The sequence below is a fragment of the Candidatus Kapaibacterium sp. genome, assembly GCA_025059875.1.
Taxonomy (GTDB): Bacteria; Bacteroidota; Ignavibacteria; order Kapaibacteriales; family HRBIN21; genus HRBIN21.
The window spans coordinates 179,071-203,124 of record JANXCT010000001.1 but is presented as its reverse complement, the minus strand read 5'-3'; the positions used below and the strand labels follow the sequence as shown (position 1 = coordinate 203,124).

Below are 24,054 nucleotides of genomic sequence, written 5' to 3'. Positions count from 1 at the left end.
GAGTCCTGACCTATCTATGGAACGACTATGGGCGCCATGGAGGTCACACTATGTTACCTCTGTAGCACAGGACGTTGCTGCAGGTAAGTGCTTTCTGTGCGAAGCTGTAAGCAGCTCTCCAGAGCATGACGAAGACCTCCTAATTGTTGCACGGTGGGATACTTGCTTCGCTATCCTGAACCGGTACCCCTATAACAGCGGGCACGTGTTGGTTGTTCCGAACCGTCATGTTGGGGAGCTTCAGGATTTGAGGGAGGAAGAGCTGTGCAGCCTAATTCTCCAGACCCGTGCCGTTGTGACTGCGCTCCAGCGTCGCCTTACTCCACACGGTTTCAACATAGGGCTGAACCTCGGTCGTGCCGCAGGGGCAGGTTTGCCTGATCATCTCCACATCCACGTGGTCCCCCGCTGGTATGGGGATACAAATTTCCTTCCCGTCACTGCTGATGTCAAGGTCGTCTCCCACGCACTGGAAGATGTCTACGAGCATCTCCGTGCAGCCTTACGCTCTTCCGCGTAGCCCCCTGTGTGCACCTCGGAAGCGTTGGGGACAGCACTTCCTGCGGGACCAGCGGTATGCTCGGCAAATAGTTCAGCTCCTCCGTGCTACCCCTGGCGATACAGTCCTTGAAATCGGGCCCGGAACCGGTGCACTGACCCAACACTTGCTCGAGCTCCCCGTTCGCCTGATCGCGGTTGAGCTGGACGACCGCTGTGTCGACTTCCTCCGCCGTCGGTTCCCTCCAACGACATTTCCACAGGCAGAGTTCATCCAGGGCGACATCTTGAAGTATGACCTCGCTGAAACAGCTCGACAAGCCCTTGAGCTGAGCGGGCGCAAGCTGCTCGTGATCGGCAATCTGCCATACAATATCAGCTCCCCCGTGCTCTTCCAGCTCTTCGCCCTAGCTCCACTACTTGCCCGTGCCGTAGTGATGCTCCAGCGAGAGGTTGCTCGCCGACTCGTTGCAGTACCTCGGACAAAGGAGTACGGCATCCTTAGCGTTGCCTGTTGGGTCGTGGCCAAGGCACAGCTGTGTTTCCATGTGTCCCCAGCGGCGTTCATACCGCCGCCGAAAGTCGTCTCCTCAGTCGTTACCCTCGAGTTTCGAGCTGCACCGCTGACTGGCCCTGCATATGAGGCCTTCCTCAACTTCCTCCATGCTGCTTTCGGACAGCGTCGCAAGCAGCTCAAGAACGCACTCAGCGAATACGTTGCTTCCCGCTCTTCGCGTCTCTCTGTGGAGGAGCTACTGCACCGCGCGGGCATCTCTCCCAGCAGTCGCGCTGAGGAACTCTCCCCCGAACAGCTTGTGCATCTCTACTCCACAATAGCTGCAGAGGCACATGGAGTTGGCGAAGTCCTCTGAGCGGTTGTCGCCTTTCCTACGGTTCGGACTCTCATGGCTCCCCACGTACCGATGGCACTGGCATGCCCATGACGTTTACACGCTTGGGCTCCTCTGTGTCTACAGCGCTTGCGCGATCGCACTCTACCCGTGGGTTGAGCATGCCTCGCTCTGGCTGTTGCTGAACGCCCTCATTGCGATGCTGATTGTCCTGCTGGCATGGGCAGACCGGACGGGGGCTCCTCCCTGGATTCAGCTCCTCCACTGGTTCTACCTGCCACCAGTCATCTACCTGATGTACCAACAGGTCCACGCCTATGTCCCCGTCGTCAACCCTCACCTCTACGATGAGCTACTTATCGCATGGGACTATGCCCTCTTCAACACCCATCCGACTCATTGGCTCGCCCGCTTTGCAAACCCGGTCCTGACGGAGTACTTACAGACAGCCTACATGCTCTTCTACTTCCTGCCACTGCTCCACGGAGTGGAACTATTGACCTCACGGCGGTTTCAGCAGGTACAAAAGCTAGCTCGTTCCATGTCATTTGGCTTCTACTTCTCGTACCTCTGCTACTTCGCTCTGCCAGCTATAGGCCCTCGGTTTACCCTCCATGATTTCTCACAGCTGGACGAGGAGCTGCCAGGGCTCTGGCTGACGCCCACATGGCGTCAATACGTCAATGCAGGCGGTGGTATCCCTGAAGGTAGTCCCAATCCCGAACAACACGTCCACCGCGACTGTATGCCCAGTGGACACACGATGATGACACTGGTCAACCTCATCCTAGCTTTCCGTTTCCGCTCACGCACCCGACGGCTGCTAGCAGTGATTGGGGGAAGCCTGATAGTGGCGACTGTCTACCTACGCTATCACTACGCAGTAGATGTTCTTGCCGGAGCTTTGTGTGCGCTCTTCGTGCTTTGGCTCGAGCCGCGAATATACCGATGGCTTGTTCAGCGTGGATGGGTGCGGGAGAAACTCTATGCCCGATTGGAAAGTAGAGCGGTGTAATCTTCGTCGTCAGACGGTAGCCCTACTACCGGAGCTCCTTCGAGTGGCCGAAGAGGTGCTGCGGAGTGGGGTTTACATCTTAGGACCACAGCTGGAAGCATTTGAGCATGAATTCGCCCAGTTCTTGGGGGTCTGCTATGCCGTCGGAGTTGCCTCAGGCACCGAAGCCTTGGCTTTGGCACTGGCAGCAGTTGGAGTCAAAGCAGGAGACGAGGTTGTCACTACGCCTTTCACCGCCATCCCGACGATCGCTGCTATCGTCATGGTAGGAGCACGTCCGGTCTTCGTGGATATTGACCCAGAGACTTACACTCTCAATCCTGAGCTCCTCCCGCGTGCTCTTTCTCCGAGGACTCGGGCAATCCTCCCTGTTCACCTCTTTGGGCACTGCGCAGAGATGAACGCTATCTTAGAGATCGCTCATTCGGCAGGGCTCCCTGTCATCGAGGATGCTGCACAAGCCCATGGTAGCCGCTACTACGGACGCCTTGCCGGTACGATGGGCACAATGGGCTGTTTCAGCTTCTACCCCACGAAGAACATCGGCGGATACGGGGATGCTGGAGCAGTTGTAACGAATGATGAGGAACTGGCTATGAAGTTACGGTTGCTGCGCAATTACGGCCAGACCTCCCCCTACCGTAGTATCCTCCCTGGCTACAATAGCCGGCTCGATGAACTCCAGGCTGCTTTCCTGCGCATCAAACTGCGCCACGTAGAGCGCTGGAATCAGCAACGTGCCGAACTGGCAGCACTCTACCGCCAGCTCTTAGACATCCCCGAAGTGCAACATCCCATAGTGCGCTCAGGCCATACTCCCAACTGGCACCAGTATGTCATCAGAGCCAAGCGCCGCGACGCGCTATGGGATTACCTGACCTCGCAAGGAATCCAGGCGAACGTCTACTATCCGCTCCCGGCTCACCTACAGAAGGCCTATGCATACTTGGGCTATCGGGAGGGGGACTTCCCTGAGGCAGAATTGGCAGCACAATCTGTGCTCGCACTCCCCATGTTTCCTGAAATGACTCCAGAGGAGGTAGAGCTGGTCGTAGCCACCATTCGCTCTTTCTACGGACACACGTAGGGCACCGACCATCCGGAAACATGCGCTGGGCATTCCTGTCGCAAGTGTGGCCTGAGGAACAAGACACGATTGTCTCGGGTTCCAGTGTGCAGGTCTACTACATCGCTCGCGAACTGGCCCGGCGCGGAGAGTCTGTTCTCGTCCTACTCTCTGGACATCGGCAGCAATGGGAGGGATATGAAGGTACTCTGCATGTGGTGTCGTTACCTGCTGTGAGCAAAGGCCTCCGCGGATGGCTATATCCAAGCTGGATGCGGCGAGCAGAGGGTATCCTCAAGGAGTTTGGTCCTGACGTTATCTACCAGCGTGGCAAACTACCAGAGACCATCTTGGCCGCTCGCTATGCCCGCCGCTATGATACACTCTTCGTTTGGTGTAGCAATGCTGACAACAGTGCTCTGCGGTGGAAATTCGTCCGCAAGCGCTTGCAGTATCGTTGGCGTCCTCTATGGTTGCTCCCTGCCCGCATAGCCGAGGCCGCAGTTGCAGACTACATGATCGAGCGGTCGCTGCGGTCTGCAGGACTCGTCGTTGCCCAGACTCACTACCAACAGCAGACACTCGCTCTCGCTTTAGGCAGAGAGCCCGCGGTTATTGGCTCTGGGCACCCATTGCCACCACCTCCTTCACGGGATGCAGAAATTGTCCCAACTGTTCTGTGGCTAGCAAACTTAACACCTATGAAGCAGCCGCTCTCCTTCGTACGCTTAGCCCAACGTTTGCAACACACCCCTGCACGGTTCGTTATGGCAGGAGCTGCTCCCAACCCACGGCTCCTTGCTGATGTCTGCAGAGAGGCTGAAGGTCTCCACAACTTCGCCTACATAGGAGCCGTGCCATTTGCAGCCACTTACCAGCTCTTCGCTTGCTCTCATCTCTTCGTGCTCACCTCACTGTTCGAGGGCTTACCAAATACGCTCATCCAGGCTTGCCTCTATGGCGTACCGACCATCAGCCTCCGGAATGATCCAGATAGACTCATCGAGACCTATGGTATCGGCGAAGTAGCGCCAGACGAGAACTCTCTCGCTCAGGCAGTAGAACGGTGGATAGAAGACTCGGAGCGACGCCGCGTTGCTGGCGAACGTGCCTACGCCCTCGCACAAGCCCGGTTCGATATCCGCATCGTTGTTGACGAACTGTTTGCCCTCGTCCTACGCCACCTCCGAGGCAGCTAAGCCCAGCAATTCTACTATGAACGCCGGGAGAGCAAACGCGGCTGTGTGAAGCTCAGGCGTATAGTACCGTAGCTTGCCTGCAAGGCTACGATACCGTCCCCATGCCTGATTTAGGTCATAGTCCTTTGTAGGGTGCCATCGACGCGAGGCAATGGTGAATGTCCATATACCCGTTGGATACGTGGGGACAGGAGCCCAGTATGGGGCAACGTGTCGGAAAAGCGTCTGCAGCGTTCCTTGAACACGCGGAAGAGCCTCTCGGTAGGCTGGATGGAGGGGTGAGCCTGACTGGAGTACTAGAACCCCGTCACTCCTCAAAATGCGCCAACAGTGCTGATAGAACGTCTCCGTAAATAAGCTCCCCCCAATGCCTATTGGATCAGGTGCATCTACGATGACGACATCATACGTAGCTTTCGATCTCTCTGCAACGAACTGAGCTCCATCTTGGTAGTAGATGCGCACCCTTGGATCACCCAAGCAGGAGGCAACTGTCGGTAAGAAGCGCCGCGCGACCCTTACCACCTCTTCATCGATCTCCACTACGTCTACGCCCTCTACTGATGGATGACGCAAGATCTCTCGTACGCTCCCACCATCACCACCTCCCACAACCAACACCTTTCTCGGCTGGGGCAACAGAAAAAGCGCAGGATGGACCAATGTTTCGTGGTAGATGAACTCGTCCCACTCCGTTACCATGACGGCTCCGTCCAGCAGAAGCATCCGACCAAAGGTGGGAGACAGCAGTACAGTGATGCGCTGGTGAGAGCTACGGCCGTCGTAGAGAATTGCTTCGACGTCTGTTGTTACCCCTGCACGTGCCGAGAAGTACTCGGCGTACCGTAACTCACCACTCACGACTGCCTCTAACTAGGAGACAGACTACCCACACCCGTAGCCCCAGGACCTGCTACGGCACAACTGGCTCTTCTGCCACCAGCGGCCTATGCTGGACGGCTTCACGGAAGAGCCCCCGCTTCAGCTCCATAGAAGAGCTACTCTGTGCCCGAAGCTCGCGGTGAAGATACTCCGCAATGACCCAAGGATCAATGCGGTCCCCACAGGTGAAGACATCCACTGCTGCATAGCCATACTCCGGCCACGTGTGGATAGACACGTGGGACTCAGCAATCACCACCACACCACTTACCCCGTGAGGGCTGAAGGTGTGGAAAGTGTCTGATACAATTGTAGCACCAGAGCGGCTAGCTGCCTCTACCAGAATTGCCCGAATCTGCTCCTCTGAGTTGAGAATTCGGGGATCACACTGATAGAGCTCGATCAAGATCTGCCTTCCGAGTGCCTGCATTGCTACCCCTCCATACTGTTGCACCCCCTGCTCCAGGCAGAGCAGAGCATATCATTGTGTCGGGCCTGAGCTTTTCCGACACAACCGCAGTCCTGGCAGGTGAAGGGTAGGGAGATAGCGGCGCATCTTGTAGACATCTCCTCTCGTAGATTTCAACCTGCCAGCCGCTAGCGCATAGGTGGAGTACCCACCCAATACGACAAACAGCACCCCCTCCCTTTGCGGGGAGGTGGTGCTGTAAATACGAGGCACAAAAATAACGACTTTCCCCTCATCTAACTGTTCCTAACCCTCTTACGCTGGAGCTTGCCCTTGTCATGATCTATGCTCCCTATCGGTTTGCCGAGCAATCTGCAGGCTTAGTGTAATTTTGTACTCCCAACACTGGGGCGTAGCCAAGCGGTAAGGCAGCGGCCTTTGGAGCCGCCATGCGTAGGTTCGAATCCTACCGCCCCAGCCGTAGCGCGGAGAGCCCAGCCCGCCCGCATGGAGGAACTCAAAATTGTCTCCGGGCGCTCTAATCCTGAATTAGCAGCTCGCATCGCTGAAGCACTCGGATGTACCCTCGCTCAGGTCACCATCCGCAACTTCAGCGACGGTGAAATCTGGGTCAAGTACGAGGAAAATATCCGGGGAGTAGACCTCTTCATTGTTCAGTCCACACACGCACCGGCAGACAACCTACTAGAGCTCTTAATCCTGATAGACGCTGCTCGACGTGCTTCTGCCCGCCGAATCACAGCGGTAATTCCCTACTTCGGCTACGCACGTCAGGACCGGAAGGACCAGCCCAGAGTTTCGATTACAGCCAAGCTGGTAGCCAATCTCATCACTAAAGCGGGAGCTGATCGTGTCATCACGATGGATCTCCACTCACCTCAGATCCAGGGTTTCTTTGACATCCCGCTGGATCACCTCTATGCTGCGACGGTACTCATCAAAGCCCTGTGGGAAGAGCACCTCAGCAACGTTGCTGTAGTAGCTCCTGATGTCGGAAGCGCTCGCCTAGCGCGGCTCTATGCCAAGCGTTTAGATGCCGATTTGGTGTTAGTAGACAAGCGACGACCTGACCACAACGTTGCGGAGGTCGCCCATGTTATCGGCGACGTAGAGGGGAAGAACGCCATTATTGTGGACGACATCATTGATACCGCTGGGACGTTCGTACAGTGCGCGGAGACCTTAAAGAAGGCCGGAGCACAGCGAGTCATTGGCGCCTGTACGCACCCTGTGCTTTCCGGGAACGCGATTGAGCGCATAGAGCGTAGTGACGCCATTTCGCACGTGTATGTTACGGACACCATTCCTCTACGCCGTCCTTCTCGGAAACTTCAGGTTATTTCCGTTGCCCACCTATTTGCCGAAGCCATCGTTCGGATTCACGAGAATACCTCTATCAGCTCGTTGTTTGAGATTGTTCGCTAAACGGAAGGCAAATCTCCATGGCCGAAGCCGTCGCCCTGACAGTGCAACGACGTCCGACTGGAAAGTCTGCAGTTCGTTCTCTACGACGCCAAGGATTGGTACCGGGAGTTCTCTACGGCGGAGGTATCCCGCCAATCCCGGTCGCTGCCCACTCTCTGATGCTTCGCCGACTCCTTACCCAGCAAGAGGTGCGCGTCTTCAAGCTCAGCGTAGATGGTGAAAGCTCTACTTACGACTGCATTCTCAAGGATGCTGCATTCGACCCTGTCACTGATGCCCTCATCCACTTCGACCTCCAAATCATCACGGCAGATCGGCCAATAGAGGTTGAAGTACCTGTCATCCTGAGCGGAACGCCGATTGGAGTAACCAAAGGCGGTATCCTAGAGCACTTCGTACATAAAGTTCGAATCAGCTGCTTGCCCCAACACTTGCCGGAGCACCTTGCAGTTGACATCTCCGGATTAGAGGTTGGCCAATCGATCCACATTCGGGACCTTTCCTTTCCTAACATCCGGATTCTGGAGCACGGAGACACAGTAGTGGCGACCGTGGTGGCCTCAACCGTTTCGGAAGAAGAAACCAGTTCCTAGTACCACCAGCGGTGGAGCATTCCGACGCGGATGCCAATCTGAGCTACTCGCCATCGCCCTATACTGACCAGGTAGGAGAGACCGCGAGTGTGAACAACCTCCACTAACAGTAGGCTGCGAGGAGAAAACGGGTACTGCAACCCCGCCGCTAAGGCTGCACTCCAGTAGAACGGACGTAAAGAAGAAAACGTAGTGACGGGTTCTGTAAGCAGGGGAGTCCGAGTCTCACTGTAGATATACCCTGGGGGCTGTAAGATGCGGCGGCGTAGCTCAACGACATTGCCGAGTCGCCAATGTATCTGGAGTTCACCCTGGAGATACAGCCGTGCGAGTGGGAACCAAGTGCCCCCCAGACTGATTCCGAAGTAGGGCATTCGAAGTGCGAGGTCCCGTTCCTCCTGGAACACGGCAATTGAACCATCGGTCTGCCGAACCTGCTGGAGTACCGTATCCGGGGCTTGCAGCCTCCCTCCATAACCTTCCAACACCAATCGGCCTACGAAGCCCCAGTGTGGGCCCACTCGATATCCCACAACTACACCCACTCCGCTCCCCCAGCCCATCGCGTCTCCGAAGACGCCGTACATCGGCGGGAGATTCCCACTCCGGGGCACTGCCGCTGCGTGCTGGACATTAGCAACCTGAACGAAAGCCCCGACCGACCACAACCGAACTGGTGACGAGCAATTCTCTTGCTCACCTTCGCAGAGAACGAAGATGAACCGCTCCTCCCGTAGGTCGTAGCTATAGCAGAGCGTTACTGCTGAACGGTTACCCGCCATGTCGGTCATTGCAAGGATAGCGTATCCAGCACGCCTCGGGTCCGCAGGAGTAAAGCGCAGCTCTGTACGTAGCATACCAGGCGAAACTGGGGACAGCCTCCCCTCGAGATTCTCGCTTCGCAGCACTCGCACTTCTTGTAACCCCCTATCCGTAGGCCGGTCATCCCGCACTAAGGCATTTACGGAGCTCCCTACCTGGTCAATCTCCGCAAAGGGAGGGAGGAAATCGCGCTGTTGCTCCACGTCCACAAAGGCCTGCCCGACTGGGTTACCGTAGGCGTCGTACGAATCCGGACCATATCCGAAGCCGTACGCGTAGAGTCCGAAGGGTTCGTCTGCCTCTATCGAGTGGGAGCCGTAAGGGATCTCAAGTGCTGCTACTGCATACGAGCTATTTCCAATCCGCTCAAAGTTAGCACGTACTGGAGCCCCATTGAAGCGGAGCGAGGAGAGCACCGAGATGGGAACGATTACATTTAGGAAGTGGCGCCAGGATCCTTGGACAGGCGTCGCAAACCGGTAGCGACGAAGGAATTGCTGCGTCGGAGTCAGGAGTAACATCATTGGGTCGCCGATAGAATCGCCACTTTGATAGCCTTCCGAAAATTGAGCAACGAGGATAGGCTTGTCAGAGGAAATCTGCACATTCTCTGTGAACGTTTGTTCCCAAAATTCGCCCGATGTTAGGTTCTTCACCCATCGGTCGTTGACAAAGAGGCGTGTCTCCGGATAGTGTGCCACAACCCGAACGACGTAACGCGAACGCCATCGTAGCTTGCCGACGTAGTAATGGCGCCCCCATGCTTGCACCGGTGGTAGCTGCTCCACCAAATGATTGCAGGCCGGCACAGTAAGCGGCACATATGCACAAACGTGCCCGCTGAAGACCGCCACGGGCTTTGATGCGCGGATAAGCATCCCCGTCAGATCTGCGGGCTCCCCTCCTGAAGGGCCTTGTATCTGGTACACTTGACCGCGCTGAAGCCAAAGCCGCTGAGGATATGCAACAGCGCTAGCCCCACGCTCTACACCTACGCCTGCAGACCCCCAGACTTCCGCGGGCATGATGGTAACCTCTGTGCTATCGGCAGTTGCAATAACAGCCACTTGCGACACAAAGTATGCGGAGAGCCGCCGATATGTCATCACACGATATTCCGTCCCTAATACCGAGAGTGGCAGCGCCATATATGTATCCGTACTCTGCCGACGTCGATTCAGTCCGTAGACAGCTATTGGGGTATCGGACTGCACGTGGACTGCCAAACGTTCTGCTCTCCACACAGTTCGGAGCTCTGCCTGCGGGGGTATCCTTACGGGCACAATCGCCTGCGCAGGAATTCGGACGAGCGTATCCCAGTCCAAGCCAGCGATCGTAATCTGAGCTCGGCTTTCCCATTGGCTAGTTAGGAAAAGCATGATGCTCAGTGTATCTTTTGGGCCTTCCTCGTGATTGCGCTGGAAGCAAACCCAAAACTCCTTCCCCTCAGAGGTCAACTCCATTGCTGAGCTCTGGGATAGAGCCACGATGAGACAGAGTAACACCAGCATCCTACCGCACACAGAGCATCCACAAGTAGTCCACCGTCCCATGCTCAGTCTGCATCTGCAGCACGTACGCTCCGCTCGACACTTCCCATGGATAGAAGCGGAAGCGAAGGGCAAACGTTCCCGCCCGCGGCGCATAGAGCCTGGAGGGATCCAGAGTAATGCGCTTCCCAGTTGCAGAGAACATCTGGAAGAAGACCCAGCCTGGACGTGCTACGGAGTATTGCACCACTACCTCTCCTCCGAACGGACTTGGTAGGGCTTTCCAAAGTCCCTCCGTGCCAATCGGCTCCACTGGCGGACCGTTCTCTATGCGGATCCTTGCCTTCTGTCCTGCCACAGGCAGCTCAACACTATCAACGCAGATTGCCACTGGAAAGAACCATGCCTCTCCCTCACGCCCTGCCAGTACCTCTATTTCCAGCCACCCCAGAACACCTCGGTAGCTACCTGCTACAGGGGCAGTGCAGTAAATATCTACCCGTCCCGTGTCCTGGTCCAGCAGAGTGTCACGGAGTTCTACTGCTCCACAAAGCTCGCCTCCTGCCCGAATGGCTACCACCTTCAAGCGATACGCACTATAGGCCACCGCAATCCGCAAAGTGCTGGCCGAGCTCGGCAACTCTAACTGCACCCTAATTGGAAGGGCTGCCCGCTGCCCCTGCTGGAGGACCGTATCGGGGATCTCTACCACTTGTGTTGACGCGACAGCAGCAAGGCTCCCGCACCATGCTAATCCCGCTAGACCCTGCCAGGAAAATCGAGGCACGGGGCTCCCCTTGCGCTGGTAGAAGGCAAAATTAGCAAAGCTCTGAGAGGCTCTCGGCGCTTCCTAACCGCGAAGAGGCCGTATATTTGCGTCCCGTTCGGCGCATCGCCTATCCATGGCAGCACCACTCTCGATCCGAATCCAAGGGCTCCGCGACGGCCTCCATCAAATTCAACTGACGGCGGTGGCAAAAGGTATCCCAGAGATGGCCCCTGAGTTTGTTGGGGAAGTAACGCTCATAGGGACTCTGGAAAAAATAGGCCGCCGCTACACGTTCGTCGGGATAGCCCGTTGCCAAGCTCGGCTCGTCTGTGACCGAAGCCTCGAGGAGTACACCGAGTTGATCGAGGCCCCAATAGAGGTCGCGTATCTAGCCGACACCGACTTGTACCTGCTGTCCCAGGCAGAACGGCGTGACAGGACATATGAGATCCAACTTATTCGAGAAGATGAAACCCACATAGATCTCACGGAGGAGGTACGCCAAGAATTGGCTGTCCGTCTGCCGATGAAGCGGGTTGCTCCGCAGTACCGTAATGTCTCCTTCGAGGAACTGTACCCGCAGTATGCTGCTCCCTCGGAAACCCCCGACGAGCGGTGGGCTCCTCTACGCAGACTGTTGAACCGCTGAGCCTGACGTAGCAATGCCAAACCCGAAACGTCGCCATTCACGCTCCCGCCGCGACAAACGGCGCACCCACTACAAGCATGCTCGCACAACGCTCCAGCAGTGTCCCGAGTGCGGAGAGGCGAAGGAACCCCATCGCGCGTGCCTCTGCGGTATTTACAAGGGACGCAGGGTCGTCAGTAGCCAATGAGCCGCCCCTTGCGAATCGCCGTGGACCTCATGGGTGGAGATGCTGCTCCCACGAACGAACTCCTGGGGGCACTTCAGGCGATGACAGAGCTGCGGGGTAGGTCCGTGGAGATAGTCCTCATCGGCCACCGGGAACAGATCCGAGGTGTCGCCCAGCGGCTAGGTATCCCAATAGAGCAGTTGCCACTCGTCCATGCCGAAGAAGTCATCCAAATGAGGGATGACCCCACCGAAGCTGTCCGCTTGAAGCGGAACTCGTCATTGGTGCTTGCCATCGAGCTCCACGCCCAAGGAGAGGTAGATGCTGTCGTATCGGCAGGCAACACGGGAGCCATCCTTGCCGCAGCAACACTACTCCTGGGGAAGATTCCCGGCATTTCCCGTCCCACGATTGGTACCTTGGTTCCAACAGAACAGCAGCGCCCCTCTGTACTCTTAGACGTCGGGGCCAATCTGGACTGTAAGCCGCGACACCTCTATGAATTCGGCGTCATGGGCAGCGTCTACATCCGGGAGCTCTTGGGGATAGAGCGCCCGCGGGTTGCCCTGTTGAACATTGGGGAGGAGGAAGGAAAAGGCACCCAAGCGGTACGGGAAGCATATCGACTGTTCAAAAACAGCACACTCAACTTCATCGGCAATGTGGAAGGACAGGACATCCTACGCGGAGTGGCGGATGTCGTCGTCTGCGACGGATTCGTAGGGAATGCACTGCTCAAGTTTGGCGAAAGCCTGACAGCTGCCTGGAAAGCTCGGATTAGAGCTTTGGGAACCCGCGATCTATGGCGACGCTTGCTGTTTTGGATCTTACGCCCGACGCTACGCCGGATTTTACGAGAGTTTGACTACCAAAGCTATGGTGGTGTTCCTTTGCTTGGCGTGCGTGGAGTTGTCATCATTGGCCACGGACGCTCCACACCACTAGCGATTCGGAATATGATCCTTCGCGCCTACGAAGCCATTCAACGCGCCCTGGTACAACGGCTTGAGGTCTCGCTTGCCCTCTACTCAGTGAACGCCTAACGAGGACTCTATGCCACGAGCAACGATCACGGCTGTTGGGCATTACGTCCCAGAAACTGTCTACCCGAATGCCTACTTCGAACAGTACCTCGACACTAGCGATGCATGGATCGTGGAACGCACAGGTATCCGCGAGCGCCGTTTCGCCTGCCAGGGTGCAACCTCGGATCTCATCGTCCCTGCCGCCCGTCAATGCTTAGAGCGGCGTGGATTATCGCCGGAGGACATAGACTGTATTATCGTTGCCACTGTGACTCCAGACTTCTTCTTCCCCAACACCGCTGCCGTTGTCCAGAAGAAGCTGGGAGCAAGGAACGCGTGGGGCTTTGACCTATCTGCTGCCTGCTCCGGCTTCATCTACGCTCTAGTCGTTGGAGCAAAGCTTGTAGAGACAGGGGTCTCTCGGCGCCTTCTGCTCTGTGGAGCCGATAAAATGAGTTCCATCATCAACTTCGAGGACCGTTCTACAGCAGTCCTCTTTGGAGACGGGGGTGGAGTTGTGCTCCTAGAGCCCACGGATGACCCCAACATTGGCATCATCGATAGCGTGCTCTACATGAACGGAGAAGGTGGGCAGTACCTCTACATGCCAGCCGGAGGAAGCGCAAAGCCGGCATCAGAAGAGACTGTGCAAAACCGAGAGCACTACGTCTTCCAGGAGGGCCGCACGGTGTTCAAGGAGGCCGTTGTTCGGATGGCAGAGGTTACCTTGGAAATCCTACAGCGAAACGACCTGCGCCCGGAGGACATTCGCTGGCTCGTACCGCACCAGGCAAACCTGCGGATCATCACGGCAACGGCAGAGCGCATGGGGCTAGGGATGGATCGGGTCATGGTTAACATTGACCGCTACGGGAATACCACAGCAGCCACCATCCCGATTTGCCTCTCGGAGTGGTACCAAGCTGGCCAACTGGATTACGGTGATCGCCTCATCCTCGTGAGCTTTGGGGCAGGGTACACGTGGGGCGCTGTCTACCTCCGTTGGGGTCTGCCAGCTGTAGACTGAGCCATGCGCGCCTGGCTCTTCCCAGGACAGGGCTCCCAATACGTCGGCATGATGCGAGGCTTTCCGGAAGCATTCCCCCAAGCCCGAGAGTACTTGGAACGCGCTGAGGCTATCCTGGGCTTCGATGTCTACCAGCTCTGCATAGAGGGACCGGAAGAACGATTGCGGCAGACTGAGTACACGCAGCCGGCTCTCTTTGTGCATGAGGCCATCGTGGTCGAAGTAGTGCGAGAAGTCCTTCCGGCTGATGCCGTTGCTGGACACTCCCTGGGAGAATTCTCTGCCCTCTACGCTGCCGGGGTCCTCTCCTTTGAAGACACCCTCTGGCTCGTGAAACTCCGTGGAGAGGCGATGGCGGAGGCAGGGCGCCATGCCCCAGGAGCAATGGCAGCAGTCATCGGATTGGAGGATGCCGTTGTGGAGGACATCGTAGCCCGCCTTTCGCGCGACAACAACAATGGGGTCCTGGTTGCAGCGAACTACAATGCTCCCGGGCAAGTCGTGATCTCTGGGTCCGCAGAGCTAGTCCGTGCTGCAATCGCTCATCTCCGAGAGGCCGGAGCAACGAAAGTTATCGAGCTTGCTGTCAGCGGTGCATTCCACTCCCCACTAATGGAGCCTGCCCGTCAGCGGCTAGCAGAAGCCATCGCGGCAACTACCTTCTCCCCCGCTCAGATACCGATCTACTGCAACGTCTCAGCAACTCCGCTACAAGACGCCGAGCAGCTTCGGCAGACGCTCTTGGCCCAGCTTACTTCCCCTGTCCGCTGGCGGCAGACCTTGGAACGCATGTACGCCGATGGCATCCGAGAGTTCGTTGAACTGGGCCCTGGTAGAGTCCTCCAGGGTCTCGTACGCCGGACACTGTCGGGCGTTTCCGTATCCGGCATCGACACCATCCAGGATGTCCTGCAGGTGAGGGGGGAGTAAGGGAGTATGGAACAGCTCCTCCAAGGACGAGTCGCAGTCGTCACTGGGGGCACTCGTGGAATCGGAGAGGCTATCGTACGCCGCCTCTGCCGTGATGGAGCCTTTGTTTACGCAACGTACCTCACGGCCAGCGACCGAGCTCAACAACTCCAGGAAGAGCTCAATCGTGAGCGCCTCCGTGTTCGATTCCTTCAGGCCGATGCCTCTCGCGAAGAAGATGTTGAACGCTGCTTCGCTATCCTCCGGGAAGAGGCAGGGCGGTTAGACATTCTGGTCAACAACGCTGGTATTACCTCGGACCGCCTCCTCGCCCGCATGACAGCAGAGGACTGGGACCGAGTACTGAACACAAACCTCCGCGGGGCCTTCCTGTGGAGCCGTGCTGCAATACGACTGATGATCCCTCAGCGGTATGGGCGCATCATCAACATTGGCTCTGTTGTCGGCATCATTGGCAACATTGGACAAGCCAACTACGCAGCCTCCAAAGCTGGACTGATCGGACTGACGCGAGCATTGGCCAAAGAATTAGCGTCACGCAATATTTTCGTGAACTACGTGGCGCCTGGATACGTTGAGACCGAGATGACCGCCCGCCTGTCAGAGCAGCAGCGTAAAGCCTTGCTAGAGGCTATTCCTGTAGGCCGAGTTGCAATGCCAGACGAGATTGCTGCTGTCGTCGCCTTCTTAGCCTCTCCGGAAGCTTCGTACATTACGGGGCAAGTCATCGTCGTAGACGGTGGACTCTCGCTGTAGTCCAAATACGGTCTGTCTCACAAGCTATGCGGGAAGTTGCCGATGATCAGCGTCGAACAGCGTGTCCGAGATATCATCGTTCGCAAGCTAGGGGTTGAGGAGTCCCAGGTAACGCCGGAAGCTTCCTTCATGCACGACCTTGGGGCAGACTCCCTGGACATCGTAGAACTCATCATGGAGTTTGAGCGGGAATTTGACCTAACGATCGAAGACTCCGACGCTGAGCAAATCCGGACTGTTGGAGACGCTATCCGCTACATTGAGCAGCGCCTGAGTGGATAGGGAAAGCAGGACCTCTGGGCGCAGCACTAGGACACCGATGGAACGCCAGCAGCGGCGTCGTGTCGTCGTCACGGGGATGGGGGCACTAACGCCCATCGGAAACTCTGTGCAGGAGTTCTGGCAGGCTATGATGGAAGGACGTAGCGGGGCTGGTCCAATCACGCGGTTTGACGCCTCCCAATTTGAAACTCGGTTTGCTTGCGAGGTTAAGAACTACGACCCGCTGCTGCATATGAGTCGCAAGGAGATCCAGCGGATGGATCTCTTTGCACAATTCGCCATGTCAGCCACGGTAATGGCGATAGAGGATGCGGAGCTGCCGTTAGACCGCATAGACCCATACCGTGTTGGCGTCGTTGTCGGCTCTGGTGTCGGCGGTATGTGGACGTACCATGAGCAGCAACTGCGCCTTCTGGAGCGCGGAGGGAAGCCTGACCGTATCTCTCCATACTTTGTGCCGATGTTCATCGTAGACATTGTACCGGGATTGATTGCTATCCGGTATGGGTTCAAGGGCCCCAATTACAGCACCGTCTCCGCGTGTGCCACTTCCGCTCACGCTATTGCTGACGGAATGATGCTCATCCAGCGGGGCATTGCCGACGTCGTGATCGTGGGCGGGAGCGAAGCCGCCATCTGCCCAATGGGTGTTGCAGGCTTCAACGCAATGAAGGCCTTATCCACTCGAAATGACTCGCCCGAAACCGCCAGCCGGCCCTTCGACGCTGAGCGGGATGGGTTCGTAATGGGAGAGGGTGCGGGGATCTTAGTTCTGGAGGCCCTGGACCACGCCGTTCGGCGGAATGCGTCGAAGATCTACGCAGAGCTAGCAGGATTTGGCCTCAGTGACGATGCCTACCACATTACGCAGCCGATCCCAAGCGGAGAGGGAGCTATCCTCTCCATGCGCTGGGCACTGGAAGACGCCGGACTCGCCCCCACGGACATTGACTACATCAACGCCCACGGTACCTCCACCCCCTACAACGACAAGACCGAGACGCTCGCCATCAAGACCCTCTTCGGCGAGCACGCCTACCGGTTAGCCGTCAGCTCAACGAAGTCCATGACTGGCCATCTCCTCGGCGCTGCCGGAGTTGTAGAGGCCATCGCAACTATCTTAGCAATTGTCCACCAAACACTGCCGCCAACCATCAATTACCGCACCCCCGATCCGGAGTGCGATCTCTTCTATGTGCCGAACGCTCCCGTACAGCGACGCGTCCGAGCAGCGCTAAGCAACGCCTTTGGCTTTGGTGGACACAATGCTACGCTCTGCTTTACGGAGTTTCAGGAGTAAGCTCCTTCATCTCCTACACCCGCAAATTCGCCGAAGAACGGAGCAATCGAGGACCACCAATCCTTTGCACCCTTTTCCCCTACTGGGAACCCTCTCAGACGAGCAACGCAAACACCTGGAACAGGTGCTGGGCTTCCGCATCCAAAAAGTAGCCTACTACGAGCAAGCACTCCTCCACCGTTCGGCCCTACCACATCTTCACCGCCCCGAGGCAGTCCCGAACGAGCGCTTAGAGTTCCTTGGAGATGCCCTTTTGGGATTTCTCGTGGCAGAGTACCTCTTTGAGACATTCCCCGACCTTCCCGAAGGGGAGCTAACGAAGATGCGCACGTGGCTCGTCAATCGACGAGCTCTTGCCATCTGCGCCCAACGCTTAGCACTCGACCAGCTCCTTGTAGCCAGCAGCAGTGCTCGGCGTGCTATGGAGCATGGCAGCCTAGCGCTCCTGGCGAATGCTCTGGAAGCGCTCATTGCAGCTGTCTACCTCGACCAAGGACTTGCTGCTGCCAGAGCAATTGTTCGTGAACGACTACTGCCGATTGCAGAGCAGGAACGGCTCTTGCAAGACACCAACTACAAGAGCTTACTGTTGGAGCACCTCCAGGCCCACGGCAAAGGGACACCGCAGTATAGGGTCCTAGAGGAGAGAGGCCCGGCACACGCTAAAGAGTTCGTCGTTGGCGTCTACGTCGGCAATCAATGCCTCGGCATCGGTAGCGGACGGAGCAAGAAAGATGCTGAGCAGCAAGCTGCATTCCAAGCCTTAGAAACACTTCAACAACAGCCCACAGAGAAACCTCATGGAGCCACTCATCTTTGAGAAATCCCGTCCCGGACGACGAGCCTACTCCCTTCCTCCCCTGGATGTCCCCGAACACCCGGTGGAAGAGCTCGTCCCTCGGCGCTACCTTCGTCGCTACTCTGCTGAACTGCCAGAAGTAAGCGAGTTAGAGCTCGTACGCCACTACGTCCGCCTGTCGCAGCTGAACTACTCCATAGACACGGGCTTCTATCCTTTGGGCTCGTGTACGATGAAGTACAACCCCAAAGCCAACGAGCGAGCGGCGGCGTTGGAGGGTTTTCGCTGTCTTCACCCACTGCAACCGGAAGAGACCGTCCAAGGACTGCTGCAGCTCATGTACGAACTGAAAGAGGCGCTCCTCACCATCACTGGATTGGCCGATGCCTCCCTCCAACCGGCTGCTGGCGCACAAGGAGAACTAACAGGCGTCCTCATGATCCGTGCCTACCATCACGACCGAGGCGACTTCCAGCGACGCAAAATCCTCATCCCTGACTCAGCCCACGGCACAAACCCTGCTTCAGCAGCAATGGCAGGGTTCGAAGTCGTCACCATCCGCTCGAATTCTCATGGGAGGATCGATATCGAGGACCTTGAGCGCCATCTCAGCGACGAAGTAGCAGCCCTCATGCTGACCAATCCAAACACGCTCGGCATCTTCGAGCGAGATATCCTGCAAATAGAGCAACTCGTGCACCAGGCCGGGGCCCTCCTCTACATGGACGGTGCAAACCTCAACGCCTTGGTTGGCCTTGTGCGCCCCGGTGACATGGGGGTGGACTGCCTGCACATCAACTTACACAAAACCTTCTCTACGCCTCATGGTGGTGGAGGACCAGGGGCTGGCCCCGTTTGCGTAAGCCAGCGTCTAAGTCCCTACTTACCCGTTCCTCGAATCATCCTCCGGAACGGCCGATACGAGCTGGAGTGGGATGCTCCAAAGAGCATCGGACGCGTGCACTCCTTCTTCGGCAACGTTGGGATGTTCATCCGGGCCTATGCCTACATCCGGATGATAGGACCGGAAGGCTTACAGCGGGTTAGTCGTAATGCCATCCTCAACGCCAACTACCTCCTCAGTCGGCTCCGAGATATCTACCCCCAACCATACCCAGAGACGCCTATGCACGAGTTTGTTATCAGCGCTGCTCCGCTCAAGCGCTTCGGTGTACGAGCGATGGACATCGCAAAACGACTCCTAGACTATGGATTCCATGCGCCAACGGTCTACTTCCCTCTCATCGTCCAGGAAGCAATGCTCATCGAGCCCACCGAGACGGAAACTAAGGAGACCTTGGATGCTTTTGCGGATGCGCTGATAGCAATCGCCCGGGAAGCTGAAGCAAACCCTGAAATCCTTCAAACAGCTCCTCACCGGACCCCTATTCGGCGCCTCAACGATGCCTTGGCTGCCCGTCTACTGAACGTTACATGGCATGCCCAATCCGAACCTACATACACGACCTCCACAGCTGAATGAGCGAACGTTCCATGAGCTCTTCGGAGACCCCCACCGGACGGCAGCTGTGGTCTCTACTATCTCTCCGCCTGCCAGAGTGAAGCAACAGCGACGCATGCCGAAGCCCTGCAATGGCGGGAAGCACACGCCAGCCTTTACGAGCAGTTTGTCTCAGCCGTAGACGCAGCGCAGAGGGCTGCGCCTCGAGCACTCCAGCGCGCGTGGGCTCCGTACTCAGGTTTCCCGGTCGGAGCCGCGCTCCTGGCAGTAGACGGCAGTATCTGGGATGGGTGCAATGTGGAATGCAGTAGCTATGGGCTCACCCTCTGCGCCGAGCGCATCGCAGTAGGACACGCTGTGGTCCATGGACACCACGATTTCGTCCTGCTGGTGCTCACTACTGATACCGACGAGCCCATCCTCCCGTGCGGAGCATGTCGACAACTACTGCACGACTTTTCGCCCCACCTGCTGATCCTCTCCCAGGCCGCTCGCTCTCACCGGCAGGCACTCTGGTGACTCTTCCATCTCCTGCCGGAGCCATTCTCGGGAAAGCATATCTGGAAGCGTTAGCGCACCACCACAACACAGCGCACCCACTGGCGCTCACTACCACTGACAACGAGCCAGTACACGCCAGAAGGCACATGTGCCACCACGATCTCCTCCTCCCCCTCCGCTACGGGCTGTCCCAAGATGGAGTAGAGCGCAGCTCGGACAATCCGCTCTGGTGCTGTTAGCTCAAGAGTCAAGCGTTGCGGAGCTATCGAAGAGGGTAGCCACCGGAGCACGAGCCCTGCTTCCGAAGAAGGCTCTGAGACGCCGACAGCGACGCGCAACCGAGCGGCAGCACTAGTGTCACTTCCACACCGATTCCATACCACGCACCGATAGAGCCCAGAGTCTGCAGCAGACACGCTCGGAATACAGTACACCGTATCCCTCGCCCCCGGAATTGGGGTCCCGTCCTTGAGCCACTGATACTGCCGAGCCACTCCACCAGTTGCTCCTACACTGAAGCAAGCCTGAGCTCCGGGTCCAACACTCACATCCTGTGGCTGCCGCACAATCCGAGGACGTTCCTCGACAAACACGTGCGAAACACGGCTGCTGACCTCCGGGGGACAACTTCCACGGAGGCGAACGTTATACTGCCCAGCCTGTGCCGTGCTCGTTAGCGGAATCCTCAGGACGGGCTGTCGAGCCCCAGGAAGCTCTACGCCGCCCCTATACCACTGATACGTCAGCGAGTCTCCCTCCGCCACTACTTGTAGCACGAGCGTATCTCCCACACAGAGCCGAAGTGTATCCGGAGGCTGCTGAAGGATTCTCGGAGGCTGCGCAACCGTGAAGGTAGAGTCACTCTCGTCGGCAACACCAGAGGCTATATGCACGACTCGTAGCCAGTAGTGCCCTGATGGCTGATTCGCCGGAACCGTCCACGCGTAAGCTGTCCCAGTCACTAAACCAATAGGGATCCAATTCCGGCGGTCTGAGCTGACCTCTATCCTGAACGTATCACCCGCAGTGACTCCTGCCGCCATCCACGAGATGCTGAGAGGAGAACCTGCACAAACCCGCTCCCCTCCCCGCGGCGCAAAGAGCGTCACGAGTGCCCGAGCATACTTCACTAAGAAGGCGTCCGTCCCGCCACCACCGTACCCACTCTGCAAGCCCTCCACTACTTGACAGAGAGCCGGAGAGTTCGTCTCCCCAGCGATGTAGAGATCACCACGGGCATCCGCCGCGGCAGCTAAGGGGCGCTCATCCAGCAGCGTCCCCGCAAAGCTACTGTACTGCAACTCCAGAGCCGACAAATCAGAGAAGACCGTGACAAACAGATCTTGTCCCCCTGCAAGGCCACGGCTATGGGCATCCTGGGTGAGCGGGAAGTTACCCGAGCGAGTCCAGCCAACCACTATCGGTGCATTGTTGTACTCCAAAACCACGCGCGGCTCCTCGTCACTGGTCCCGCCGAGATACGTAGAGTACAGTAACGCTGCCGTCCCTAAGCCGGAACTAGAAAGGCGCACGAGGAAGCCATCCGCACCTCCTGATAGCTGCTGCTGGAATCGGGGACCTGCCGCAGGAAAGTTGGACGAGCGCGTTGCGCCTGTCACCCACACTTCCCCATTGTCGCGGGCAACGATCCCTGTGGCATAGTCCTCCTGGCTACCACCGAGGAAGGTGGAGTACTGTAGCGTTGCACTCGTCGGACGGAACTTCGCGATGAAAGCATCCCGTGGACCCCCGTTGTAGTCCCGGTCGTACGGCCGATTCCCTGGATTCATAGGGGTCGGCACCGGGTGGTTGGGGAAGTTGGAAGACGAAGTCTCCCCACAGAGGTACGTGTAGCCTTCTACGTCGGTGAAAACAGCCCACGCCGTTTCGTTGTCGGAGCCACCCAAGTATGTAGAAAAGCTCAGCGACGCTCCCGTATTACTGAGGCCTGTCATGAAGACGTCCCAATTCCCTGCATAGGTCCGTTGGTGAGCAGCGGAGGTTGTCGGATAGTTGGAAGACTGCGTACGACCCGCTAGGACGACAATCCCATCGCGCCGCACGGCGCCAGTAACGGCGATCTCGTCACTGCTCCCCCCAATGTATGTCCCCCACCGCAACTGAGAGCCCTGAGGAGAGAGGCGGACGACGAATAGGTCGACTCCGCCCCGCAGAGACTGCTGGTAAGCATTCCGAACGGGAAAATCTGGAGAGTTCGTTGAGCCCCCAACGTAGATGTCCCCGTTTGCATCTGTGCCAATGACTGCCGGAAAATCAGCGCCGCTTCCACCGAGATATGTCGCGAATAGCAATCGCTGCAACGCACCATCGAGCTTCAGAACAACGACATCCGTCAGACCGTTGTACGTTGTGTCGTAGGCCCCCGGAGTCATGCGGAAAGAGAGCTCTTCAGCTTGGATGACAGTCAACATCGACCCATCTGCCAGCCGCTGAAGGGATGGGGCTCGCTCATCAGCACCAGAGCCGAGACAAGTTGCGTAGACAATCGGATCGATGACCAGCGGATAGCGGACATCGTACTCTCCAAGAGCAAAGCGGACGCGGAACTCACCATCGCCAAGGGACTCTACGACGAAGTTCACGGGAACTTCTCGGCGCTGCCCCTCAATGTCCTGGTAGGCTTGCAGGCCACCGTGGAGCAGCAAGCCTCCCTCCCCGACCAGCCGAAGCTCGCGACCCTGGAGAGCCAGCGCTGCCTGCTGAATGCCACGAAAGCGCAGACGAATGCGCTGAGGATCCGCTCCAGGCTGGACGATGAAATCATACCGTGGCCCCTCGGGCAGTGCCGAGAGGCGTAGGTTGATCCCTGGGTAGACCCCAATTAGCTCCACAATGCGTGCAACAGGAACGGAACTATACCAACCCCGCGGAGAAGAGCCTCGGAAGAAGTGCAACACTGCTGGTTCAAGGGCATGAGAGACAGCCATAGCGGGAGCCGCCCCCTCTAGCTCCATCCAGGCAACCTGGCCCCGTTGGCGAATGCTGCGCGGCTGTGGAACGCCATAACGGTCTACAGAAGCCTCCCGGACGTGCTGCTCGTAAACGTTGAAGACGAGCGCCGTTGGGGTTACCCCCAGAATAAGCCCGGGGCGGGAGTAGAGATACACGTATGGAGCTTCCCACTGTCCGCGGTTCTCAACAAACCCGTTGACCCAACGGAGAGGGAGCGCCCAGGCCCCAGCAGCCGTCAGTATGAGACTAGCAATTACGCCACTGCTCTGCCTCATGAATTCTCCCCAGGTGCTATTGCGACATTACTCATTGCCGAACCATTGCAGTCCTATCCCGAAGCTCCGCGATGGATGGGGGAAAGGACGGGCCAGATCGTCAAAGAGCCACTCCCGATACCCAAAGAGGGCTATCGGCAGGCCAGCAACTGAACTCCCTACTTCCACCCGATACTCGTACCGAGCCGTCACAGGAGCTGTAAACAGCGCGGCCCTCGAAGAGAGCTGCACGAAGCTACGAAAAGCGCTCGTTTCCCACCGAACCCCAACCCGCGCTGCAGCAGAGTAGCGCAAGCGGCGCCACCGCAGCTCATCGTTCCCGCGAATCCGGTAGTCCTGCGCGATGAGGAAGAAGAAGGTGCGAACCTCCGCTGTAAGCTCCCAGCGAAGTGCCCAGCGGTACCGGTAGGAAGCTCCGAGGAAGGGGCCGTGGAGGATAATGACCCGCTTCGTCGGTTGATAGCCAACGACGGGGTCGTCTGTATCCGGCGGATCGGCGTTATCAATCTCGTGCTTGCAGAAGTGGAGAAGCCCGCCATAGATCGTCCACGGCGAGCGCTTCCACAACACCACGAGCTGCTCTTCCCACCGAGCTCCGCGGGGGTTGAAGCCAATATCGTTGAGCGAATTGGCCTGCAAGAGGTGACTCGCTACTCCGAGCAGCCACAGACTATCCTGGAGTTGGCCGAGAGGAAGCGACACCCCCAGTACTATCGTCCATGCCCGCTCATCGTCGGCAGATTCGAATCCTCGATGCAGTCGAGCCGTTACGCTCCGGGGCGAGTACTCGTGGTACGACGTCACCAGCTCCTGTGCCAGCAGTCCACCGTAGGCACTTACAGCAACCGCTAGCCACCTCAGCATTGCTC

At 57.6% G+C, this 24,054-nt stretch carries 24 protein-coding genes and 1 tRNA gene; 19 read left to right on the top strand and 6 right to left on the bottom strand.

The annotated features are described in order from the left end of the window. The first annotated feature begins 16 nt into the window (after window positions 1–16). From NZ960_01005 to NZ960_00985, 5 genes are read left to right on the top strand one after another with little or no spacing between them, the layout of a single operon-like run. Window positions 17–520 carry an HIT domain-containing protein gene (locus NZ960_01005; GenBank protein MCS7176197.1) on the top strand — a complete coding sequence of 168 codons (504 nt, stop codon included), beginning with the start codon at window positions 17–19 and terminating at the stop codon, window positions 518–520. After that, window positions 495–1,370: a 16S rRNA (adenine(1518)-N(6)/adenine(1519)-N(6))-dimethyltransferase RsmA gene (gene rsmA, locus NZ960_01000; protein ID MCS7176196.1), complete on the top strand. Its 876-nt coding sequence runs from the start codon at window positions 495–497 to the stop codon at window positions 1,368–1,370. Before NZ960_01005 ends, rsmA begins: the two co-directional genes overlap by 26 nt. Continuing rightward, a complete protein-coding gene (locus NZ960_00995) occupies window positions 1,348–2,364 on the top strand; it encodes a phosphatase PAP2 family protein (GenBank protein MCS7176195.1) in 1,017 nt (338 codons plus the stop codon). Before rsmA ends, NZ960_00995 begins: the two co-directional genes overlap by 23 nt. Further along, entirely contained in the window at window positions 2,336–3,451 is a 1,116-nt protein-coding gene (locus NZ960_00990) for a DegT/DnrJ/EryC1/StrS family aminotransferase (GenBank protein ID MCS7176194.1), read from the top strand. Before NZ960_00995 ends, NZ960_00990 begins: the two co-directional genes overlap by 29 nt. A 20-nt stretch (window positions 3,452–3,471) precedes the next feature. Further along, window positions 3,472–4,629 (top strand): glycosyltransferase family 4 protein, encoded by a 1,158-nt coding sequence (locus NZ960_00985; GenBank protein MCS7176193.1) that lies wholly within the window; start codon window positions 3,472–3,474, stop codon window positions 4,627–4,629. Here the strand turns inward: NZ960_00985 and speE are convergent. After that, window positions 4,606–5,490 (bottom strand): polyamine aminopropyltransferase, encoded by an 885-nt coding sequence (speE, locus tag NZ960_00980; protein ID MCS7176192.1) that lies wholly within the window; start codon window positions 5,488–5,490, stop codon window positions 4,606–4,608. The genes NZ960_00985 and speE overlap by 24 nt on opposite strands. 52 nt (window positions 5,491–5,542) lie before the next feature. Continuing rightward, window positions 5,543–5,941: an adenosylmethionine decarboxylase gene (speD, locus tag NZ960_00975; protein ID MCS7176191.1), complete on the bottom strand. Its 399-nt coding sequence runs from the start codon at window positions 5,939–5,941 to the stop codon at window positions 5,543–5,545. A gap of 385 nt (window positions 5,942–6,326) precedes the next feature. On the opposite strand from speD, the gene NZ960_00970 reads away from it, so the two are divergent. The 3 genes from NZ960_00970 (at window position 6,327) to NZ960_00960 (ending at window position 7,959) form a co-directional block, all read left to right on the top strand. Beyond that, window positions 6,327–6,398, top strand: a tRNA-Gln gene (locus tag NZ960_00970). A gap of 29 nt (window positions 6,399–6,427) precedes the next feature. Then, on the top strand, window positions 6,428–7,366 hold the full coding sequence (locus NZ960_00965; protein ID MCS7176190.1) for a ribose-phosphate pyrophosphokinase: 939 nt from the start codon (window positions 6,428–6,430) through the stop codon (window positions 7,364–7,366). A 17-nt stretch (window positions 7,367–7,383) separates the two neighbouring features. Then, window positions 7,384–7,959, top strand: a complete 576-nt coding sequence (locus NZ960_00960) for a 50S ribosomal protein L25 (GenBank protein MCS7176189.1) — start codon at window positions 7,384–7,386, stop codon at window positions 7,957–7,959. Here NZ960_00960 and NZ960_00955 read toward each other — a convergent pair. Continuing rightward, a complete protein-coding gene (locus NZ960_00955; GenBank protein ID MCS7176188.1) occupies window positions 7,956–10,244 on the bottom strand; it encodes an IgGFc-binding protein in 2,289 nt (762 codons plus the stop codon). The two genes, NZ960_00960 and NZ960_00955, sit on opposite strands and share 4 nt — an antisense overlap. Before the next feature lie 49 nt (window positions 10,245–10,293). Then, window positions 10,294–11,058 carry a hypothetical protein gene (locus NZ960_00950; protein ID MCS7176187.1) on the bottom strand — a complete coding sequence of 255 codons (765 nt, stop codon included), beginning with the start codon at window positions 11,056–11,058 and terminating at the stop codon, window positions 10,294–10,296. A 115-nt stretch (window positions 11,059–11,173) separates the two neighbouring features. Here NZ960_00950 and NZ960_00945 point away from each other — a divergent pair, with 115 nt between their 5' ends. From NZ960_00945 to NZ960_00895, 11 genes are all read left to right on the top strand, one after another. Beyond that, window positions 11,174–11,689, top strand: a complete 516-nt coding sequence (locus NZ960_00945) for a DUF177 domain-containing protein (protein MCS7176186.1) — start codon at window positions 11,174–11,176, stop codon at window positions 11,687–11,689. Between the two features lie 13 nt (window positions 11,690–11,702). Next, the gene (gene rpmF / locus NZ960_00940) at window positions 11,703–11,876 is read left to right on the top strand and encodes a 50S ribosomal protein L32 (GenBank protein MCS7176185.1); all 174 of its coding nucleotides are present in this window, start codon (window positions 11,703–11,705) and stop codon (window positions 11,874–11,876) included. Then, window positions 11,873–12,898, top strand: coding sequence for a phosphate acyltransferase PlsX (gene plsX / locus NZ960_00935; protein MCS7176184.1), 1,026 nt, complete (start codon window positions 11,873–11,875; stop codon window positions 12,896–12,898). The genes rpmF and plsX overlap by 4 nt, the downstream gene beginning before the upstream one ends. A 10-nt stretch (window positions 12,899–12,908) precedes the next feature. Beyond that, window positions 12,909–13,907, top strand: coding sequence for a ketoacyl-ACP synthase III (locus NZ960_00930; GenBank protein MCS7176183.1), 999 nt, complete (start codon window positions 12,909–12,911; stop codon window positions 13,905–13,907). A gap of 3 nt (window positions 13,908–13,910) precedes the next feature. After that, entirely contained in the window at window positions 13,911–14,837 is a 927-nt protein-coding gene (fabD, locus tag NZ960_00925) for an ACP S-malonyltransferase (GenBank protein ID MCS7176182.1), read from the top strand. Window positions 14,838–14,843: 6 nt separating this feature from the next. Continuing rightward, window positions 14,844–15,593, top strand: a complete 750-nt coding sequence (fabG, locus tag NZ960_00920) for a 3-oxoacyl-[acyl-carrier-protein] reductase (GenBank protein ID MCS7176181.1) — start codon at window positions 14,844–14,846, stop codon at window positions 15,591–15,593. A 42-nt stretch (window positions 15,594–15,635) separates the two neighbouring features. After that, on the top strand, window positions 15,636–15,875 hold the full coding sequence (locus tag NZ960_00915; protein ID MCS7176180.1) for an acyl carrier protein: 240 nt from the start codon (window positions 15,636–15,638) through the stop codon (window positions 15,873–15,875). A 37-nt stretch (window positions 15,876–15,912) separates the two neighbouring features. Then, on the top strand, window positions 15,913–17,175 hold the full coding sequence (gene fabF, locus NZ960_00910) for a beta-ketoacyl-ACP synthase II (GenBank protein ID MCS7176179.1): 1,263 nt from the start codon (window positions 15,913–15,915) through the stop codon (window positions 17,173–17,175). Between the two features lie 64 nt (window positions 17,176–17,239). Then, entirely contained in the window at window positions 17,240–17,995 is a 756-nt protein-coding gene (gene rnc, locus NZ960_00905) for a ribonuclease III (GenBank protein MCS7176178.1), read from the top strand. Then, the gene (gcvPB, locus tag NZ960_00900) at window positions 17,976–19,457 is read left to right on the top strand and encodes an aminomethyl-transferring glycine dehydrogenase subunit GcvPB (protein MCS7176177.1); all 1,482 of its coding nucleotides are present in this window, start codon (window positions 17,976–17,978) and stop codon (window positions 19,455–19,457) included. The genes rnc and gcvPB overlap by 20 nt, the downstream gene beginning before the upstream one ends. Window positions 19,458–19,562: 105 nt before the next feature. Next, window positions 19,563–19,955 carry a cytidine deaminase gene (locus tag NZ960_00895; protein MCS7176176.1) on the top strand — a complete coding sequence of 131 codons (393 nt, stop codon included), beginning with the start codon at window positions 19,563–19,565 and terminating at the stop codon, window positions 19,953–19,955. A 50-nt stretch (window positions 19,956–20,005) separates the two neighbouring features. Here the strand turns inward: NZ960_00895 and NZ960_00890 are convergent, their stop codons facing one another. Together NZ960_00890 and NZ960_00885 are read right to left on the bottom strand one after the other, a co-directional pair. Next, window positions 20,006–23,185 carry an SBBP repeat-containing protein gene (locus tag NZ960_00890; protein ID MCS7176175.1) on the bottom strand — a complete coding sequence of 1,060 codons (3,180 nt, stop codon included), beginning with the start codon at window positions 23,183–23,185 and terminating at the stop codon, window positions 20,006–20,008. A 27-nt stretch (window positions 23,186–23,212) separates the two neighbouring features. Then, on the bottom strand, window positions 23,213–24,049 hold the full coding sequence (locus tag NZ960_00885) for a hypothetical protein (GenBank protein MCS7176174.1): 837 nt from the start codon (window positions 24,047–24,049) through the stop codon (window positions 23,213–23,215). Window positions 24,050–24,054: the final 5 nt, after the last annotated feature.